The following is an 18,846-nucleotide window of genomic DNA, read 5'->3' on the forward strand; positions in this document are numbered from 1 at the left end:
CTCTCTTGTGTTACCACAAACTGTTTTCGCTGTATTTTTTCGAAATCTGGTTAACCAGAATCAACAAAACAAAATTAATGATTGTATTAAACAGACTGATCGCCGACGAGAAGCTGTATTGGCTGCTCAGCATCCCGATTTTGTACACATAGGTGGAGATGACCTCGCTGGAGGTAATATTGAGACTGTTTTGCATAAGGTAAACCTTCTCGAAGCCAACGCCAAGCAAGCTGCCGACCCGCAATATAAGCAGGGTTACGACCGTAGGCATCAGCATCGGGATATCGATAAACCGGATTTTCTGCCACCGGCTTGCCCCGTCCATCGTAGCCGCTTCGTACAAGCTGGGGCTCACGGCGGATAACGCCGCGATATAGATAATGCTGTCCCAGCCCGTATGCTGCCACACATCCGACCACACGTACACGCTGCTGAACAAGCCGGCCGATCCCATCAGATTCGGCGCTTCAGCACCAAAGAGCCGGAAAATATTCCCGATCAATCCCGAGCCTGGAGAGAACAGAATCAGCATGAGTCCCACCATCACGACCGTGGATATAAAATGCGGCATATAGGTTACCGTCTGGAAGAAACGCTTGAACCCATTCTGGCGCATTTGATTAACCATCAGGGCAAGCATGATCGGAATCGGGAACGTCGCAACGCTGTATAAGCTGATTACAAGCGTGTTGGTGATCGTGGTCGAGAATTGATAAGAGTTAAAAAATTTCTCGAAATACTTTAGACCCGCCCATGGACTATCCATAATGCCGAGAGCGGGACTGTAGTCCTTGAATGCGATGAGGATGCCGTACATCGGTACGTAAGAAAACAACAGAACCAGCACAACCGCAGGCAGCAGCAGCAAATACAGGCCCCAGTTCTTTTGGATCCGCCCGAGGGTTGGGTGGGTGGTTCTATTCAGTTGGCCTGCTTTCAAATCGATTCCCCTTTCTGTTCGCGTCGTCAATGAATCCGGCATGTCGCGTAAGCAATTTCATTATACTTCCGCCCAGAATCGTTATTTGGACTTCATCATGCGCTATTCGGACCTTCGTCTTATCCCCCTTCAAGGAATCCTCGAGTCCCTATGGGAAGCATGCCATTATCCGGACTTTACGATGTGGTATCCGGACTTTATGATAAATGCCCGAGCCTTCACTCCTGCTTTTTTCGCGATTTCCATTTATAATGTTTTTACCACTATAAAAACGCTTTCACGTGGAGGCGGACTGAAAGGAACCACGGCATCCGTATGGTTAAAGCACTGAATAACAAGCCTTATCCCATCCGTCACTATGTGAAAATCATGCTCTTTATCTCGATCTTTGCCCTTGTAGTGGATCTGGTGATCAGCTTCGCCTCCATCTTCATCGTTAAGCAGCAATCCACCCGATATTTGCAGGATACGGCGAATCTGTACATCCGGCAGATCAATCATGACTTCTCCTACATCAACCACTATATGGGCTGGACACTCGCGAATGATGAGAGCGTTGAGATGTTGGATACCCCCGGCACCGATTACGTGGATTATATTAAATCGAACGAAAGAGTGCATAAACAGTTTAACGAGCTTCAGAAAAACTACGGCCAGGAATACAACTTCTTCTTCTATTTAAAGGAACAGGACTTCTTCCAGAACTATGGACCTATGTCCCTGTCATATACAGAGTTCCTGGAACTTAAGGAACAGATCGTATCCCTCACGGATTCCAAAAACGTATACGAAACGTTCTACTCCAACTGGAACCCGATCCTTGTTGAGGACACCCATTACATCATCAACATCGTTCCTTACCACAACCGGTATCTGATCTGCCTCATCTCCGCCGACGATCTGATCCGGCCGCTCCAGCAGCTGGATTTGGGCGAGGACGGTTACGTCTCTCTGGTGAATGCTCAGGGGGCAGCCCTTACGAGCCCGGGTACAGACACGATGGATGCCAACAAACTTCAAGGAGCCAAGGCATCCCTGCTGAGCCTGTCCCAGCCGCGGACTACGGTCACGGAGGGATTCTCGAACGCCTCCTTCAACGTGCAGCTGGTGATCCAATTCGGCATATTTGAAACGATCATGATCGCCCAGCTTCTCATTATGCTGCTATTTGTTGTACTGACGTGCACGCTCAGCGTGGTTATGCTGTATTTCAAGAAGAAGGTGTTAAAGCCGATTCAGAATTTCTCTGAAAATGTAAGGCGCATTCATGAGGACAGCGAGAATCTGGATTTCATGAGCAGCGAGATTATCGAGCTTGAGCAGGTCAACTCCCAATTCAAACATCTGATCGAACAGATCAAGAAGTTTAAAATCGATATTTACGAGCAGCAGCTGGATAAGCAGAGAATCCAGCTGGATTATATGAAGCTGCAAATTAACCCCCATTTTTTCCTGAACTGCTTGACGAACATCTACAGCATGGCGCAAATGCAGATGTTTAAGGAAATCGAATATATGTCGCTGTCCACATCCAAATACTTTCGTTACATCTTTCAAAGCGGAGATAATGTCGTACGGCTGGAAGATGAAATCGAGCATGTCCGCATTTACCTGGAGATTCAGAAGCACCGCTACCGTGATGCCTTTTCATATCGCATTGATGTTGAAGAGGAGCTTACCGGTCTCACCATTCCGCCCCTCGTGCTACAGACCTTTATCGAAAACGCGGTAAAATACGCTGTTTCCCGAGATCAAGAGCTGCAAATTCGATTATCTGTTAGCCTGCGGATGGAGGGGGATAAACCTTCTATGGTCATCCGGATATCCGATACCGGACCCGGGTTTCCCGCAGAAGTATTGGAAACATTGGCCGCGGGCAAACCGCTTGATCAAAGCGAAGGAAAACACATCGGGATCATGAACACCCTTCAGCGGCTGGAGCTGCTCTATCATCGCCGGGCGTTTGTGGAATTTTCAAACCCGGATGAAGGCGGCGCTTGCGTCACATTAACGCTTCCACAACCCATACAGGAACGGAGAGGAGAAATTCAATGAACATATTGCTAGTGGATGATGATTATTTTGTCGTGGCCGCGCTGGAGAAGAAAATCGATTGGAAGGCACTTTCGATCGAACAGGTCTATACCGCTTACAGCGTTGCGCAGGCAAGGGATATTTTGCAGCTGCATTCGGTCCAGATCCTCATCTGCGATATCGAAATGCCGCAAGGCAGCGGGCTCGAGCTTCTCGCCTGGATTCGCGAGGAACAATACAGCATTCAGACGATATTTCTGACGAATTACGCTGATTTCAACTATGCGCAGAAAGCCATTGAGCTGCAAAGCTTTGACTATTTTCTGAAGCCGATCGAAATCGATAAGCTCAGCCTCATCATTTCCAAAGCCGCCTATAAAGCAAAGGAACAGCAAAGCGATCAGGAAGCGATCCAGGACGGACAGCTGTGGAAAAAAAATCAAAAAAAGCTTCAGGAGCATTTTTGGAGCAAGCTGATCAAAGAAAGGAAAGCTTCTTCGGACCGGGCCGCCATCGGAGAATATATCGCGGAGCAGAATTTGTCCTATAAGATGTCGGATCTATTTCTTCCTGTGCTCATCACCATTTTTCCGCATGATCAAAGTTTGGGGAGAGAAGACAAGGATCTGTTTGACTATGCGTTTCTCAACGTGCTGGCCGAATTGTTCCAGGACCCGCTCTTCACGGTTGAAGCCGCTATGGAATATAAGGATTACAATTGGATGGTCATGCTGAAATGGAATCATCCTCCTGATTCCCGCGTCATGGAAAACATCTGCACGTCGTTCATTGAAAAAGCCAATCAATTCCTTCGGAGCGATGCTTCATGCAGCGTATCGATTTCGGCGGCGTTGGAGGAAATCAACAAGTCCGTTCGGATTCTGCTGCAAATGAATGAGGATATGATCAAGAAACGGAATCAGATTATTTTTCTGGAACACCATTCCCTGCAAGAAGTCGCGTACACCCCTCCCCCGCTGCAGGACTGGGAAGCGCTTCTCAGCGGGAACGATCCGGCTGGATTTCTGGTTGAAACCCGCAAATACTTGCAAAACCTAGCCAGGAATGGCATCTACAACGCCTCGGTGCTGCGTTTATTCCGCTTGGATATCGTGCAGTTGGTCTATTCCTATCTGAAGGGGAAAGAAATCCAGGCACATAAGCTGTATACCGGCAAAACCAATGACCAGTTGTTCCTGCAATCACTGAACTCGATTGAAGATATGGAGAAATATACGGAGTATCTCGTCAGCACGGCAGCAGAATATCATGCCTACGCCGACCATTCGCATACCGTGGTGGAGGAGATTAAGCATCATATTCATTGCCATTACGGGGATGAGCTGACGCGAACGAGCCTGGCTGAACTCGTCTACCTCAACCCGGATTATTTGGCCCGCGTGTTCAAGAAGGAAACGGGCGTGTCCTTGGGTACATACATCATTCAGTCCCGCATCAAGGCGGCCAAGCATCTGCTGGAGACGACACCATTGTCGGTGTACCAGATTGCGGCTAGGGTGGGATACGCCAACTATTCCTATTTCTCCAAGCTGTTCAAGCAGGATACGGGCTGGTCGCCCAGCGATTACAGGCGGGTGCTGCAAGCCGGGACCAGCGGAAAGATCGATCATGCGAAATAACATTACACTTTCGACTTAGGCATTGAGCATGAGCTGTCCGCAACCACATCTTGAAAATAAAAAGTACCGCAGCCTCAAGCCTCAGTTGCTTGGCAGCCGCGGTACTTTTTCTATATTAAGAATGAGTGCTAATCTGTATAGATTACGCAGGGTAAATATCGAAATCCTTCAGCGTTTCTCCCGTTCTGGCCGATTCAAACACCGCCTCGATCAGGTTCAGAACGCGCAGCACTTCCTCGTTCTTCACAATCGGTTCAGCCTCGCCTTGGATCACGGCCGCAAAGTTATCGAAGAAGCTGCTGGATTGACGGTATGGCTCCGGCAGAGCTCCCGTAATGGTAGCTTCTTCGGAAGGAGGCGCCATCGTTTTGGTCAAGCCTACCCCGGCTTGAATTGGCTTCGGCTCCACTTTCACGGCATCCTGGTTCCGGGTAACCACTCTTCCGTTTAACGACCAGTCCTCAATAATGCCGGTTCCCTCGGTTCCTTTGACATACCAGCGTGGCAGCGTAATGAAATTGGTCGTTCCCACTTCAATCAGAACCGATACGCCGTTCTCGAATTCAATGACCGACTCAAAGCCGTCATCCACCTCATCGCCCAATATAAAGCTTAATCGGCTGCTCAGGCTCGTAATCCGGCTGTCCACCATGAACAGGACCTGGTCCAGCAAATGCACGCCCCAGTCCAGCAGCATGCCGCCGCCGTGCGCTTCCAGATGGCGCCAGTCGCCCGGAATGCCGTTCGCTCCGTGTACCCTGGATTCGATACGGAACAAATCGCCAATCGTCTTCTCGTTGTACATTTGCTTAATGGTCAGGAAATCCTCGTCCCAGCGGCGGTTCTGGTGAACCATCAGCACCCGGCCGGCAGTATCGGCCGCAGACACCATCTCTTTGAAGTCACTGACAGACAATGTTACCGGCTTCTCGCAGATGACATGCTTGCCGGCTGTAAACGCCTGAAGTGCCAATTCCTTGTGCACATCATTAGGTGTAGCAATGAGCACCACGTCAACCGCAGCATCGTTTAGTACCTGCTCATAGCTTTCGTAGGCAGGATACCCGTCCTGCTGGGATACTTCCCGGCGATCTTTCAAAATATCGAAGGTTCCCGTAACCTCGAGATATGCATTGTCCTTAATCAGCTTGGCGTGGTAGCTGCCCATTCCGCCATAACCTACGATCACGATCGCATGTTTTCTTTTCTCCATCGTCATAGTTACATAGCTCCTTTATCACATCTAAGCAGTAAACGCATACACATCCATTATAATATCATATGCGAAATAACTGTCCTCTTTTAACGATATTGTATTCCCGCCGTTATCGCAAGGCTGTGAGTTACTTCGCAGCCCGGAAGAAATGATCAAAATATGTTTCGTAAAAAAGCGTTACCCTGCTTCTATCGCAGGGTAACGCTTCTTGATCTTGCTGGATTACTCCTTCACTACCAATTTCAGCGGTGCGGCGATATTCTTCTCCACCTCTTTGCCTTGCAGCACGTCTTTCGCTGCACCGACGGCAAGCTGACCGATCAGCTCCGGCTGCTGGGCTACGGTAGCCGTCAGGTTGCCGGCTTCGATGGACTTCAGCGCATCGTCGTTACCGTCAAAGCCAATGACCATGATGTCTTTGCCCGAGCTTTGGATCGCTTCGATTGCGCCCAAGGCCATTTCGTCATTGTGGGCAAAAATCGCTTTGGCGTCCGGATTACCTTGCAGCAGATTTTCCGTGACGGTAAGACCCTTCGTCCGGTCAAAATCCGCTGCCTGCTTCGCAACCACGTTCAGCTGCTTATCTGCGATATCATGGAAGCCCTTGCCGCGTTCGCGGGTCGCGGAAGCACCCGGAACGCCTTCGAGCTCGATGACCTTCGTATCTTTGCCCAGCTGATCCACCATGTACTCGGCTGCCATCTGACCGCCCTTGACATTATCAGAGGCAACCAGCGCAGCAACCTCGCCTTGATCTGCGGAACGGTCGAGTGTAATGACCGGAATGCCCAAGCTGTTTGCCGTTTGCACTACGGTTGAAATCGCGGACGAGTCCGTCGGGTTAATCAGCAGTGCATTGACGCCCTGTTGAATCAGGTCGTCGACGTCGTTGCTCTGCTTGGCCGAGTCATTCTGTGCGTCTACGACAACGACCTCCATTCCTTGCTTGGTCGCTTCGGCGACGACGCCATCCTTCAGGGATACAAAGAACGGGTTATTCAAGGTCGAGATGGAAAGACCGATTTTGATGTCTTTGACATCGCCGCTAGCCTTGGGCTTTGCCCATTCCGGCGGCTCCAGAGAACAGCCTGTTATGAAGATCAGCATAAGCGATACGAGCAGCAAAGTTGTTTTTTTCATCGTTCATTCTCCCCCTTAAGCCGATTTTCTACGGTCGAGCAGTACGGCAATCGCAATCACGACGCCTTTGACAACCATCTGATAGAAAGAGTTCACACCGAGCAGGTTGAGCCCGTTGTTCAGTATGCCTATGATCAGCACACCGATTAACGTACCGACAATCCGGCCGCGACCGCCGGTCAGGCTCGTACCGCCGAGAACAACGGCTGCGATGGCATCCAATTCATAGGACGTACCCGCTGTCGGCTGTGCCGAATTCAAACGGGAGGTCAGAATCGCGCCCGCCAGCGCGGACAGCATCCCTGCCAGGGAGTAGATCATAATCTTGACGCGCGGTACTTTAATACCGGATACAAGCGATGCTTTTTCGTTACCGCCGATGGCATACGTTTTGCGGCCAAACGACGTTTTATGCAGGATGACCCATAGCACCGCAAACGTGATGATCATCGTGATGGCCGGCACCGGAATGCCCAGAAGGTATCCGCGGCCGAACAATTGAAATACAAGGCTGTCGCCGAGACCCGTAATCGGGTTACCATTCGTATAAACGAGCGTAAGGCCTCGGAATATCGTCATGGTAGCCAGGGTGGCGATAAACGGCGCCATTTTCCCCTTGGTAATCATGAGACCGTTGATCATGCCCATCACGCCGCCAAGCGCAACGCCGATGATGATCGAGAGAATCGGGTCAAACCCGGCCACCATCATATTGGCGACAAATGCGCTGGACAGCGCGAGAATCGAACCGACCGACAGGTCAATGCCGCCTGTCAGGATTACAAACGTCATACCGAATGCAATCAATGCATTAATCGATACCTGACGCAGCAGGTTCAGAATGTTAAGCGGTTCCAAGAAGCTTGGATTTAGGACGGATACGATAACGATAAGAATGATCAGTCCGAGCAGCGGACCGAGCTTTTGCGTCAAACCTGAGACCTTAAACCCTTTTTCCGCCTTGGCATCGTTAATAGTTGTCATATTACTGACCTCCTGTAGCTAGAGTCATGATGTGTTCCTGCGTGGCTTGTTCGCGATCCAATTCACCGGAAATTCTGCCTTCGTGAACAACGAGAATCCGGTCGCTCATTCCGAGCACCTCCGGCAGCTCCGACGACACCATCAGAATCGCCACGCCCCGTTCGGTCAGCTCATTCATCAACTGATAAATTTCCCGCTTTGCACCAACGTCTACGCCGCGTGTCGGCTCATCTAGGATGAGCACGCTCGGCCCAATGCCGATCCACTTGGCAATAACGACCTTCTGTTGGTTACCACCAGACAGATTGCGTGCCAGCGTCTCGGACGTATGCGTCTTGATCTGCAGCCGCTTCGTCAACGTATCCACGAAATCCTGTTCCTTCTTCCCGGAGATGAACCCTCTGGAAGAGAAGCTGAACAGATTGGGCAGCGCCATATTTTCACGGACCGAGAAATCCAGGACCAACCCTTCATCCTTGCGGTCCTCTGTGATGAATCCAATGCCGTGTTTCACGGCATCATCCGGCTTCTTGATCGTAACTTTCTTTCCGCGTACCCAGATTTCGCCGCTATATAGCGGGTCCAATCCGAAGATCGCTCTCATCATCTCGGTGCGCCCAGCCCCCATCAGGCCGGATACGCCAACGATTTCGCCGGCACGAACCGAAAAGCTCACATTCTCGAACCGGCCTTTGCTGCTAATATTCTTCACTTCCAGCACAGGCTCGCCCGGAGAGGGATGGCGTGCCGGATATCGCTCGGTCAGCTCCCGGCCGACCATCTTTTTGACGACTTCATCAAAGTCCGTGTCCGGAATAGCTTTGGTATCGACGGATTTACCATCCCGCATGACCGTAATCCGGTCGCAGATCGTAAAGATCTCCTCCATCCGGTGAGAGATGTAGACGATGGATACGCCTTGTTTTTTCAATGAACGAATGACGTCAAACAGCTTCTCGATTTCTCTTTCGGTCAGCGCCGCCGTCGGCTCGTCCATAATGATGACTTTTGCTTGGGTCATGAGCGCCTTGGCGATCTCAATCATCTGCTGCTGGCCGACGGAGCATTCCCCCGCCTCCTGCGTAAGTGGTATCGTCACCGCCAGTTTGCCGAACTGTTCCTTCGCAAGCGCCTTCATCTGCTTCATGTTGAGGAAACCCAGGCCGGATGTCATCTCCTTGCCGATAAACAAGTTATCCAGAACCGTCATTTCCGGCCAGATGTTAAGCTCTTGATGGATGAAGGCAACGCCTCTTTCTTCCGCTTCCTTCGGATTAGCAAAATAAGTTTCCTTGCCGTCGATGACAATCTTGCCCTCATCCCGGCTGTGAAGACCGGTCAATATATTCATCAGCGTCGATTTGCCCGCGCCGTTCTCTCCCATCAGGGCGTGAACCTCTCCTTCCCGGAGATCAAAGTCTACGCCTGCCAGTACGCGGTTCGTGCCAAAGGATTTATGGATATTGGTCATCTCAATGTTCATGGTGCTTCCTCCTTTTTAACCGAAATGAACACCGGCCTGCAAAATGCAGTTCGCATAGGGCTTGGCTTCTCCTGTACGGATAACCGCCTTGGCGTTTTGCGTCCGTGCTTTGAACAACTCGTGCGAGCAAGCCTCGATCTCGCAATCCTGAAAGTTCTCCTGAATATAATGCAGTGTTTCCTTATTATCTAGCTTCATTTCTTCAGCAATCACGATTTTTTCAATCACCATATCGTCGGCGATCGCTTCCACCACCTCGGTAAAGCTTGGCGTCCCCAGCGTGAGAGCCAGGTCGATCTTCGGAACGCCTGGGGGAATCGGAAGACCGACGTCTCCAACTACGATGGTATCGGTATGCCCCAGATCTGCCAGCACTTTCGCAATGTGACTGTTTAGCATGCCGTTCTTCTTCATGATCAAAGACTCCCTTCTACTTCGAGGCGCGATGGCATTCCGCCCTGCGCTCCGAACTTCATGACCGACAAGGACGCTGCGCGGTTCGCAAATCTCAGGCTGTCTGCTATGCTCATGCCTTCGGACAGAGCCACGGCGAAAGCGCCGTTGAATGTATCGCCGGCTCCCGTTGTATCCACGGCTTCAACCTTGTAGCCGGGAACGACAACCTCTTGCAGGCCGTCGAAATAACGAACTCCCCTCTTGCCTTCCGTCACGATCAGTTTGTTCGGATAACGGCGCAGCACGTCGCCTAATGGCTCATCGCCGAACAAGATAGCCGCTTCATGTTCGTTTGGCGTAATATAAGCCGCCCGTTCAATAACGCTGCTTGGCACCGGGCGGGCAGGAGCCGGGTTCAGCATCAACGGCACCTGATATTTTGCGCACAATTCACTGACATGGATCACCGTTTCCTCCGGAATCTCCTGCTGTATCAACACGATATCCGCAGCCTGGATAACCTCCGCTGCCTGATCAACATATTCCGGAGTGACCCGGTCGTTGGCAGCTTTTACCACCACAATGCTGTTGTCTCCCTCTGCCAAAATGATGTGTGCGGTTCCGCTTTCCATACCTGTAACCGGTTCCACATGATCTGTCAAAACGCCATTTGACTTCAGATTGCTCAAAATCATTTCGCCGAAGGAATCTTCACCGACACAGCCAATCATGTTCACCTCTGCACCCAGACGCGCCGCCGCGACGGCCTGATTGGCCCCCTTCCCTCCGGGTACCGTCTTAAAGCTGTCGCCAAGCACCGTCTCTCCCGCGCCGGGGCGCTTGGTGGAGGTGACCACCAAGTCCATCGACGCGCTTCCGATTACCACGATTTTCGCCATTATGATTCCACCTTTCTCGTTGTCTGCCGTTCTATAAATTCTACCGAGAATTCGATGCTGCTTCTCTCTATGTGATGCCCTTCAATAAGTCCGATAAGCAATCTGGCCGCCTCCCGGCCCATTTCATATGCCGGCTGATGAATCGTAGACAGGGGCGGTGCCAGCAGCCGGCTGAGCAGAATATCGTCAAACCCTATAATCTGTACGTCTTCCGGCACCCTTTTCCCCAGCCGAAACGCTTCCTTGACTACGGCGGATGCCATAATATCGTTACTGGCGATTACGCCGTCCGTGTCCGGAAACTCGATGAACACTTGCTGGGCGAATTCTTCCGCTTCGATTAAAGAAAACGATGTCGTCTTCAGCACTTGATACGCTGCCGCCTGTCCTTCCAGAACCTCGACGGCTCCTTCAAAACGCTCTTGAGCAGGACGGACATCCGCCGGGCCCTGAATCACGGTTATAGCTTTACTGCCTCGCCTAATGATCTCCTGCGCCGCAATTCTTCCGCCCTGCCGGCCATCCGCATAGACGGAAGGACGATCCGATGAGGTGCGATCCAGAAATACTACCGGAATCTTGAGCCCTGTATACATGTCGGCATCCGGATCATTGGTCGATGATATGACACCAACCACATTATTTTGGACAAAGGTTTGGATATATTCCATTTCCTTTTTCTTGCTCTCGTCGCTGTTCCCGAATATCAGCCGATAATCATTCTCCTGCATCTCATCCTCAACTCCGCGGGCTAGCTGCGGGAAATAAGGGTTCATAATATCCGGAAGCAAAAGTCCAATTAATTTCGATTTTCTCTTATATAAAGAACGCGCTACTTCATTCGGCGTATAATTCAGTTCGCGAATGCTTTGTTCTACCTTGGACCTGGTGTCCTCATGCACGTAACCGTTTCCATTTAAAACCCGTGAAACCGTGGCCACGGACACGCCGGCCCGATTTGCCACATCCTTGATCGTTGCCATTACCGTCATCACCTCATTCATGTGTAACCGGTTACAGCTATAACATATCACATCTTTTTTTAACGTGCAAGCGTTTGAGGATTGGAATATTTATGTACCGTGGCTGGCCAGCGCAAATTCAGCATCTAACATATCCAGCAATAAATTACGGTATTCTTACAAAACCCATTACTGGATTTTACATCCGGCTCCTATACTCAATACCTGTAAGGCCAAGCAGGAAAGTGAGGTAAACATGATGATGGAAAAAGAATTTACGCTTCCTTCTCCGGGTCACTCTCTGACGCCGCCGGTCAGCGAAGCTGAACCTTCAACAGCGGCGAAAACGATCTCCATCAAGAAATCAAAACGCAGGGAAATCATGCTCGCCTATGCATGTCTGGCACCTTCGCTGCTCATTTTCGGTCTGTTTCTGTTCTATCCGCTGCTTAAATCGGTTTATCTGAGCTTGTTCCTGACCGATCCTCAAGGCCGGGTAGCCGAATTCGTGGGGTTCGATAACTTTAAGGAAATACTGACCTCCGAGATGTTTTATACCAGCTTCGGCAACACGCTGCTGTTTATCGTGCTGACGGTCCCGACCGGGATGGCGGCCGCCATACTGCTCGCAGCCCTGACGCACAATAAGCTGAAAGGCATGAAAATATTCCGCTTCATATTCTCGCTGCCGATGGCCGTGTCCGTCGGCACCGGCTCGATGATCTGGATGATTCTGTATCATCCGACATTGGGCGTACTGAATTACTTTCTGGCGCAACTCGGCACTCAGCCTATTCAATGGCTGACCGATCCGAAATGGGCCATGATCTCCGTCGCGATCATGACCGTCTGGATGAATCTTGGATTTAATTACATCCTCATGCTGAGCGGCATGCAGGGCGTATCCGAGGATATCTACGACAGCACCAAGATCGACGGCTCCGGTCCGCTGAGAACTTTCTTCCGGATTACGATGCCGCTGATCTCCCCTACGTTATTCTTTACATCCGTCGTGTCGGTCATCGGCGCTTTCCAAGCGTTCGGACAGATCAACATCCTGACCAAGGGAGGTCCGATGAACAGCACCAACGTGATCGTGTTCAACATTTATCAGGATGCCTTCGTCAATTTCCGCTTCGGCATCGGCAGTGCGCAAGCGCTCATCCTGTTTGCGATCATTCTGCTGCTGACCATCTTTCAATTTAAATTCGTGGAGAAGAAGGTGCATTACCAATGAACATGCGACTCATGCCCAAAAGCTTCATCTACATCGCGCTGCTTCTCTGTTCGCTGGTCATTGCCTTTCCGCTCCTGTACACTTTGTCAACATCGCTGATGAGCGAGGCTGAATCGGCTGTTTATCCGCCGCCTCTTCTTCCGGAAGCCATCAATCTGTCCAATTTCGCCAAGGTGGTCGATACGATTCCTGTCCTTACCTTTATCGGGAACAGCCTTGTCGTCTCCATTGCCATCATGGCAGGTCAGATCGTGACCGCAAGTCTGGCGGCATACGCCTTCGCCTTCCTGCGGTTCCCGGGAAAAACGCTGCTGTTCAGTCTCTTTCTCGCCACGATGATGATTCCGTGGGAAGTGATCATGATTCCGAACTATTTGACGGTCAAAAGCCTGAACTGGCTGGATACCTACCAAGGGCTTATCATTCCATTCCTGGCAACGGCCTTCGGAACCTTCCTGCTCAGACAAGCCTTCCTGCAGCTGCCAAAGGAGCTGTTTGAAGCGGCCCGCGTGGACGGCTGCGGACATATCCGCATTTTCCTGAGCATGGTCCTGCCGTTATCCATCCCCGGAATCGCTACGCTGGGCGTGTATTCGTTCCTGAACCATTGGAACATGTACCTGTGGCCGCTCCTGACAACGAACCGCGTCGAGATGCGAACCGTCCAGATCGGGATCGGGATGCTGCAGTTCGAAGAGATGAACTCATGGAATCTGATACTGTCCGGCGTACTCCTTCTGCTGCTGCCTTCCCTGCTGCTGCTTGCACTCGGTTTGAAGCCGCTCGTCCGCGGCATCACGGCAGGTGCGTTGAAGGGCTAACTGGCCCATATGCCAGGGCTTTAATGGATCAGCCTTGCGTGCCGGTTATCTGGTAAGAAACGGGCCGCGCAATTTCTGATAGATCAAACCATACTATATTTTCAAAAGGGAGAGATTAACCGATCATGAAACGTTTTGGTAAAAGGTCCTTCGCGCTGCTCCTGCTTTCCTGCTTCATGCTGCTCAGCGCCGCTTGCAGCAATACGCCAGCTGCTGGAGAAACGACCGTTGCCGCCGGCAGCGAGCCAGCCAAAGAGCCCGTTAAGGTCGTATGGTGGCATTCCATGAGCGGTGAGCTCGGGACCGTCGCGGACAAGCTGATCTCCGATTTTAATGCCGCCCACAAGGATATTCAGGTTGAGGGCGTGTTTCAAGGAACGTACGATGAAAGCTTGAACAAGCTGAAAGCCTCCTTGGGATCGAACAGCGGCCCGACCATGATTCAGGTGTACGAGATCGGCAGTCGTTTCATGATGGATACCAAGGCGATCCGTCCGGTTCAGGACTTCATGGATGCTGAAGCATACGACATTTCCTCCTTGGAACCGAACATTAAAAATTATTATACATTCGACAACAAATTGTACTCGATGCCATTTAACTCCTCCAATCCGATCCTTTACTACAACAAAGATGCCTTTAAAGCGGCGGGACTGGATCCGGAAAATCCTCCAAAAACCTACGAAGAGGTAGCGGAAGCGGCCAAGACGCTAACGAAAGACGGCCAAACCGGCGCATCCTTTGCGATCTACGGCTGGTTCATGGAGCAATTCCTCGCGAACCAAGGTGTTGAACTGCTGAACAACGGCAACGGACGCACGTCCCCGGCAACCGCTTCGCAAGTCAACAACGCCGCTGCCGTGAAAACGCTGGAATGGTGGAAGCAAATGCTGGACGATAAGGTCCTGCTGAACCTGGGACGTAAAACGGACGATACCAAAAAAGCATTCGCAGCGGGTCAAATCGCCATGACGCTGGACTCGACGGCTTCCCTCCGCGGGATCGTCAGCGCAGCGGAAGGCAAATTCGAAGTCGGTACGGCTTTCCTCCCTAAACCGGCTGACGGCGGCGAAGGCGGCGTTATCATCGGCGGTGCAAGCCTGTGGCTGATGAACAACAAATCGGAAGAAGAGCAGCAGGCCGCCTGGGAATTCATGAAGTATTTGGCCGAGCCGCAAACGCAAGCTTACTGGCATGTCAACACGGGTTACTTCCCGGTCACGACCAAAGCTTACGAAGAGACCCTCGTAAAAGAAAACCTGGAGAAATATCCGCAATTCCAGACGGCCGTTGATCAATTGCATCAAACGACGGCCAATCTGGCAACGCAGGGGGCTGTCATGGGCGTATTCCCTGAAGCCCGCCAGCTGACGGAAACGGCCATCGAGGAAGTGCTGAATGGTCAAAAAACGGCCCAGGAAGCACTGGACAAAGCCGCTCAGGAAATTAGCTCCAAGATCGAGACTTATAATAAGACGGTAAAATAAACGTTGGCATGCCGCGTAAGCATGCGCTGAATCATAAATCGAATTGCACCTATTTCACACCCTTCATGCTGTATCATGGGGCCTTCTGCGGTCATTCCATGAATCATGCATCAAGGGTGTTTTTCTCTTTGATCCAAAACCTTCCATATTGATCAGCTTGTATAGGGGTTTGCCCAAGTCACGCAGCCGGCTCCTGAATACACTGATACAAAGTGGAGGTGAGCCTATGAAGAACAATCTTCCGTCCACCGTAACCATCGTCCCGGTGCCGTTTGACCGGGGTGCTACCCGCCGCGGCGCAAGCCAGGGACCAGACGCTATTTTCGGAGCCGGCCTGAAGCGCAAGCTTGACGCTCTCGGAATATCCTATCAGGTTGATGAGCTTGCTAGACTCCCCGAACATAAGGGTGGAACGCACCATCCTCAATTAAAACATCTGAAAGAAGTTCTAACGATTAACGAGCAGCTCGCCACTCATGTTTCCGCCCTGGCAGAATCGGGCGTCTTCCCGCTTGTCCTCGGCGGTGACCATAGCATTGCAATCGGCACGCTGGCCGGGCTTACCCGGCACTACCGAAGCCTGGGCGTGATCTGGATCGATGCCCACTCCGATCTCAATACACCCGATACGACCCCAAGCGGCAATATCCACGGCATGTCGCTGGCTGTCAGCTTGGGAAGAGGCGATGCGCGGCTGACATCGATCGGCGGCGCAAAATCAACGATCAAGCCCGAACATGTAGTGCTCATTGGCGCACGCTCCCTCGACCAGGGCGAACGGGATTTCATCCGCCGAGAAGGCATTACCTGCTTCACGATGCAGGACATCGACCGCATGGGCATGTACCGCGTCATGAAGGAAGCCATCCGCATCGCGTCAACGGGCACGGATGGCGTACACCTCTCCTTCGATATCGATAGTGTCGATCCGAAAATCGCGCCCGGAACGGGAACGCCGGTTCAAGGCGGACTCAGTTACCGGGAAGCGCATCTGGCCATGGAGATGCTGTCGGAATCCGGCATTCTGACCTCGGCCGAATTCGTGGAGAACAACCCGCTGCTGGACCGCGGACAGACAACGTCCCGGCTGCTTGTCGGCTTAATCGGCTCCATGCTTGGCGAGAGCATCTTGTGATGCGTCCTCATGCTTGATGAAGAAAGGCCTTTTTGCGCGGTATACAGTGCCATTGCCGTTTAGGTTTCTTTAAACTCCCAAGGAGGTAACGCTATGGACCTTTCAAACCCGCATATCGAGAAAGCCGAAAAGTACGGTGCGAGAAACTACCATCCCCTCCCCATCGTCATTGCCGAAGCGGCAGGCATCCATGTGACGGATTCGGACGGCAAGCGATATATCGACATGTTAAGCGCCTACTCGGCCCTGAACGCAGGACATTGTCATCCCCGAATTATCGGGGCTTTAAAGGAACAAGCAGATAAGGTGACTCTGACCTCGCGCGCATTCCATCATGACCAATTGGGCAAGTTTTACGAGAAGCTGTCTGCTCTCACAAGCAAAGATATGATCCTTCCCATGAATACGGGGGCCGAGGCTGTTGAAACAGCGCTTAAGGCAGCACGCCGCTATGCTTACCGAAAGAAAGGTTTACCGGCCAATCAGGCCGAAATTATCGTCTGCGAAGGCAATTTCCACGGACGCACGATCACCATCACCTCGTTCTCCTCATCCAGCCAATATCGAGAAGGCTTCGGCCCGTTCACGCCGGGCTTCAAAGTCATCCCCTATGGCGACCTGGAAGCGCTGAAGCAGGCGATTTCACCGAATACGGCCGCCTTTCTTGTAGAGCCGATCCAGGGAGAATCCGGTATCGTCATCCCTCCTGATGGATACCTGAGCGGCGCAATGGAGCTGTGCAAGCAGCATCGTATCCTTCTGCTCGCGGACGAAATCCAGACCGGCTTCGGCAGGACGGGAAAACGGTTTGCCTGCGACTGGGAGGATGTCGTGCCGGATATGTACATCCTCGGAAAAGCGCTTGGCGGCGGCGTCTTTCCCGTCTCTGCCGTGGCGGCGGACGCCGATATCCTCGGTGTATTCGAGCCGGGATCCCACGGATCTACCTTCGGCGGGAATCCCCTCGGCTGCGCGGTGGCCATTGCCTCCATGGATGTATTCCTGGAAGAAGGGCTGGAAGGCAACTCCAAGGAGCTCGGCGAATATTTCCTTCAGCAGCTTCGAACCATCCGGCACCCCGATATCAAGGAAGTGCGCGGCAGAGGCCTATTTATCGGCATGGAGCTTAACGTCCCAGCCAGAACCTACTGCGAGAAATTAAAGGATCTCGGCTTGCTCTGCAAAGAAACCCATGAATCCATTATCCGCTTCGCCCCTCCGCTCATCATCACCAAAGCGGAACTGGACCAGGCCGTCGAGATCGTAAGGCAGGCGTTTGCATGAGGAATCGATACCGATGGCATGTGCACAAAAAAACAGTTTGTTCACCCCTGACTCCAGCATGAGGGTGCAACAAACTGTTTTTCCGGTTCTTCTCTATTCCAAGCCCTGCAGCTTATCCTGACACTGCGAGCCGTCGCGCAACTTTGATCGTGCGGCTCTGAGCACCGTCAGGTAACCGACTTCTGTTTCATTCTTCTTGTTACTAACAGCAGCTGGGATACAACGGCAAGCACAGGCAGTTCGATCAGCGGTCCGATGACCAAGGCAAGGGCAATCACCGGCTGGTCCGGAAAGGCCGTCACGGCGATCGCGAGGGCTACCGGGGAATTACGGGCAATGATCGTTAAATGGAGGCTGACCGAATCCTCATAGGTGAAACGCAGCATGCTGCCCACCGCACTGCCCAGCATATAATTCATCGTGAAATAAATCAGGATCGGAACAATGAGGATATATACCATGTCCATATTATTCAATAAGTATGACCCTTGAGACGCAAACATCGCAACAATGGCGAGACTCAGAAGGACAATCTGGGCCCTGCCGAAAAACGGCATCACCTTGTGCTCCAGCACCTCTTTCCTGGTTCTCAGAATGAAACGGGTGAGATGCGCAAGCGTGAACGGAACGACGAGCACAAGCAGCACGATTTCGATCAGCGTTGCCATCGAAATCGTTTCGATCGTGCCGGAGAACAAGAGCAAATACAGCGGAAGCAGCAGCACCTGTAGGATCAGGTTTATAGGCAGCACCGAAGCACCCAAGGGTACGTTTCCCTTGGCAATCGAGGTAAAGACCAAATACCAGTCTGTACAAGGGGTCACCATCAGCATGATGAATCCGATCCAAAGCGCCGGGTGGTTCGACAGAAAGACAGCACCGAGTCCCCAGGCTAGCAGCGGCGTCCATATAAAATTAATAAGCGTGCTCGCTCCCAGAAACCTGATGTTCTTAAACGCCTCTCGCAGCTGCCGCAGCGGTATCGTCAAAAACAATCCATATAACATCAGCAGTAAAAAAGGAACGATCGTGTATTCCGCATACTCTGCGGCGAACGGCAGCTGTCCCACTGCCAGCCCAATCGCCACCGCGCCCATAATGATCAAGGTTTGAAATTTCTCTATAAGTCCCATCCCGCACTCCTTACCGATTCGAATTATGAACAAACTAAAGAAATATCATCTAATG

At 51.7% G+C, this 18,846-nt stretch carries 16 protein-coding genes; 7 read left to right on the forward strand and 9 right to left on the reverse strand.

Annotated elements, in window-relative coordinates:
- Positions 1–10 precede the first annotated feature (10 nt).
- Entirely contained in the window at positions 11–940 is a 930-nt protein-coding gene (locus tag M4D81_RS00905) for an ABC transporter permease (protein ID WP_071223760.1), read from the reverse strand.
- 315 nt (positions 941–1,255) lie between these two features.
- On the opposite strand from M4D81_RS00905, the gene M4D81_RS00910 reads away from it, so the two are divergent.
- Both M4D81_RS00910 and M4D81_RS00915 read left to right on the forward strand, forming a co-directional pair.
- Positions 1,256–2,995 (forward strand): sensor histidine kinase, encoded by a 1,740-nt coding sequence (locus M4D81_RS00910; RefSeq protein WP_260064104.1) that lies wholly within the window; start codon positions 1,256–1,258, stop codon positions 2,993–2,995.
- Positions 2,992–4,614 (forward strand): response regulator, encoded by a 1,623-nt coding sequence (locus M4D81_RS00915; protein WP_260064105.1) that lies wholly within the window; start codon positions 2,992–2,994, stop codon positions 4,612–4,614. The genes M4D81_RS00910 and M4D81_RS00915 overlap by 4 nt, the downstream gene beginning before the upstream one ends.
- A 142-nt stretch (positions 4,615–4,756) precedes the next feature.
- Here M4D81_RS00915 and M4D81_RS00920 read toward each other — a convergent pair whose 3' ends face one another.
- The 7 genes from M4D81_RS00920 to M4D81_RS00950 all read right to left on the reverse strand — a co-directional run bounded on the left by M4D81_RS00920 (position 4,757) and on the right by M4D81_RS00950 (position 11,715).
- Complete coding sequence (locus M4D81_RS00920; RefSeq protein ID WP_260064106.1) at positions 4,757–5,833, reverse strand: Gfo/Idh/MocA family protein; 1,077 nt, start codon at positions 5,831–5,833, stop codon at positions 4,757–4,759.
- A gap of 219 nt (positions 5,834–6,052) precedes the next feature.
- Positions 6,053–6,970, reverse strand: a complete 918-nt coding sequence (rbsB, locus tag M4D81_RS00925) for a ribose ABC transporter substrate-binding protein RbsB (RefSeq protein WP_260064107.1) — start codon at positions 6,968–6,970, stop codon at positions 6,053–6,055.
- A 15-nt stretch (positions 6,971–6,985) separates the two neighbouring features.
- Positions 6,986–7,954 (reverse strand): ribose ABC transporter permease RbsC, encoded by a 969-nt coding sequence (gene rbsC / locus M4D81_RS00930; RefSeq protein WP_009592570.1) that lies wholly within the window; start codon positions 7,952–7,954, stop codon positions 6,986–6,988.
- Position 7,955: 1 nt separating this feature from the next.
- The gene (locus M4D81_RS00935) at positions 7,956–9,437 is read right to left on the reverse strand and encodes a sugar ABC transporter ATP-binding protein (protein ID WP_260064108.1); all 1,482 of its coding nucleotides are present in this window, start codon (positions 9,435–9,437) and stop codon (positions 7,956–7,958) included.
- 15 nt (positions 9,438–9,452) lie between these two features.
- Positions 9,453–9,851 (reverse strand): D-ribose pyranase, encoded by a 399-nt coding sequence (gene rbsD / locus M4D81_RS00940; protein ID WP_194541795.1) that lies wholly within the window; start codon positions 9,849–9,851, stop codon positions 9,453–9,455.
- A 2-nt stretch (positions 9,852–9,853) separates the two neighbouring features.
- On the reverse strand, positions 9,854–10,732 hold the full coding sequence (gene rbsK, locus M4D81_RS00945) for a ribokinase (RefSeq protein ID WP_194541794.1): 879 nt from the start codon (positions 10,730–10,732) through the stop codon (positions 9,854–9,856).
- Positions 10,732–11,715, reverse strand: coding sequence for a LacI family DNA-binding transcriptional regulator (locus tag M4D81_RS00950; protein WP_220687475.1), 984 nt, complete (start codon positions 11,713–11,715; stop codon positions 10,732–10,734). Before M4D81_RS00950 ends, rbsK begins: the two co-directional genes overlap by 1 nt.
- A 235-nt stretch (positions 11,716–11,950) precedes the next feature.
- On the opposite strand from M4D81_RS00950, the gene M4D81_RS00955 reads away from it, so the two are divergent.
- The 5 genes from M4D81_RS00955 to M4D81_RS00975 all read left to right on the forward strand — a co-directional run bounded on the left by M4D81_RS00955 (position 11,951) and on the right by M4D81_RS00975 (position 17,658).
- Complete coding sequence (locus M4D81_RS00955) at positions 11,951–12,931, forward strand: carbohydrate ABC transporter permease (protein WP_260064109.1); 981 nt, start codon at positions 11,951–11,953, stop codon at positions 12,929–12,931.
- A complete protein-coding gene (locus tag M4D81_RS00960) occupies positions 12,928–13,752 on the forward strand; it encodes a carbohydrate ABC transporter permease (RefSeq protein WP_260064110.1) in 825 nt (274 codons plus the stop codon). The genes M4D81_RS00955 and M4D81_RS00960 overlap by 4 nt, the downstream gene beginning before the upstream one ends.
- A gap of 125 nt (positions 13,753–13,877) precedes the next feature.
- The gene (locus M4D81_RS00965; RefSeq protein WP_216535108.1) at positions 13,878–15,239 is read left to right on the forward strand and encodes an ABC transporter substrate-binding protein; all 1,362 of its coding nucleotides are present in this window, start codon (positions 13,878–13,880) and stop codon (positions 15,237–15,239) included.
- 226 nt (positions 15,240–15,465) lie between these two features.
- Complete coding sequence (rocF, locus tag M4D81_RS00970) at positions 15,466–16,374, forward strand: arginase (protein WP_260064111.1); 909 nt, start codon at positions 15,466–15,468, stop codon at positions 16,372–16,374.
- A gap of 93 nt (positions 16,375–16,467) precedes the next feature.
- The gene (locus M4D81_RS00975) at positions 16,468–17,658 is read left to right on the forward strand and encodes an ornithine--oxo-acid transaminase (protein WP_260064112.1); all 1,191 of its coding nucleotides are present in this window, start codon (positions 16,468–16,470) and stop codon (positions 17,656–17,658) included.
- A 167-nt stretch (positions 17,659–17,825) separates the two neighbouring features.
- On the opposite strand, the gene M4D81_RS00980 is transcribed toward M4D81_RS00975, so the two are convergent.
- Positions 17,826–18,791: an arsenic resistance protein gene (locus M4D81_RS00980; RefSeq protein ID WP_260064113.1), complete on the reverse strand. Its 966-nt coding sequence runs from the start codon at positions 18,789–18,791 to the stop codon at positions 17,826–17,828.
- Positions 18,792–18,846 lie beyond the last annotated feature (55 nt).

Origin of the sequence: Paenibacillus sp. p3-SID867 (assembly GCF_025142895.1) — a bacterium.
Classification (GTDB): Bacteria; Bacillota; Bacilli; order Paenibacillales; family Paenibacillaceae; genus Paenibacillus_AQ.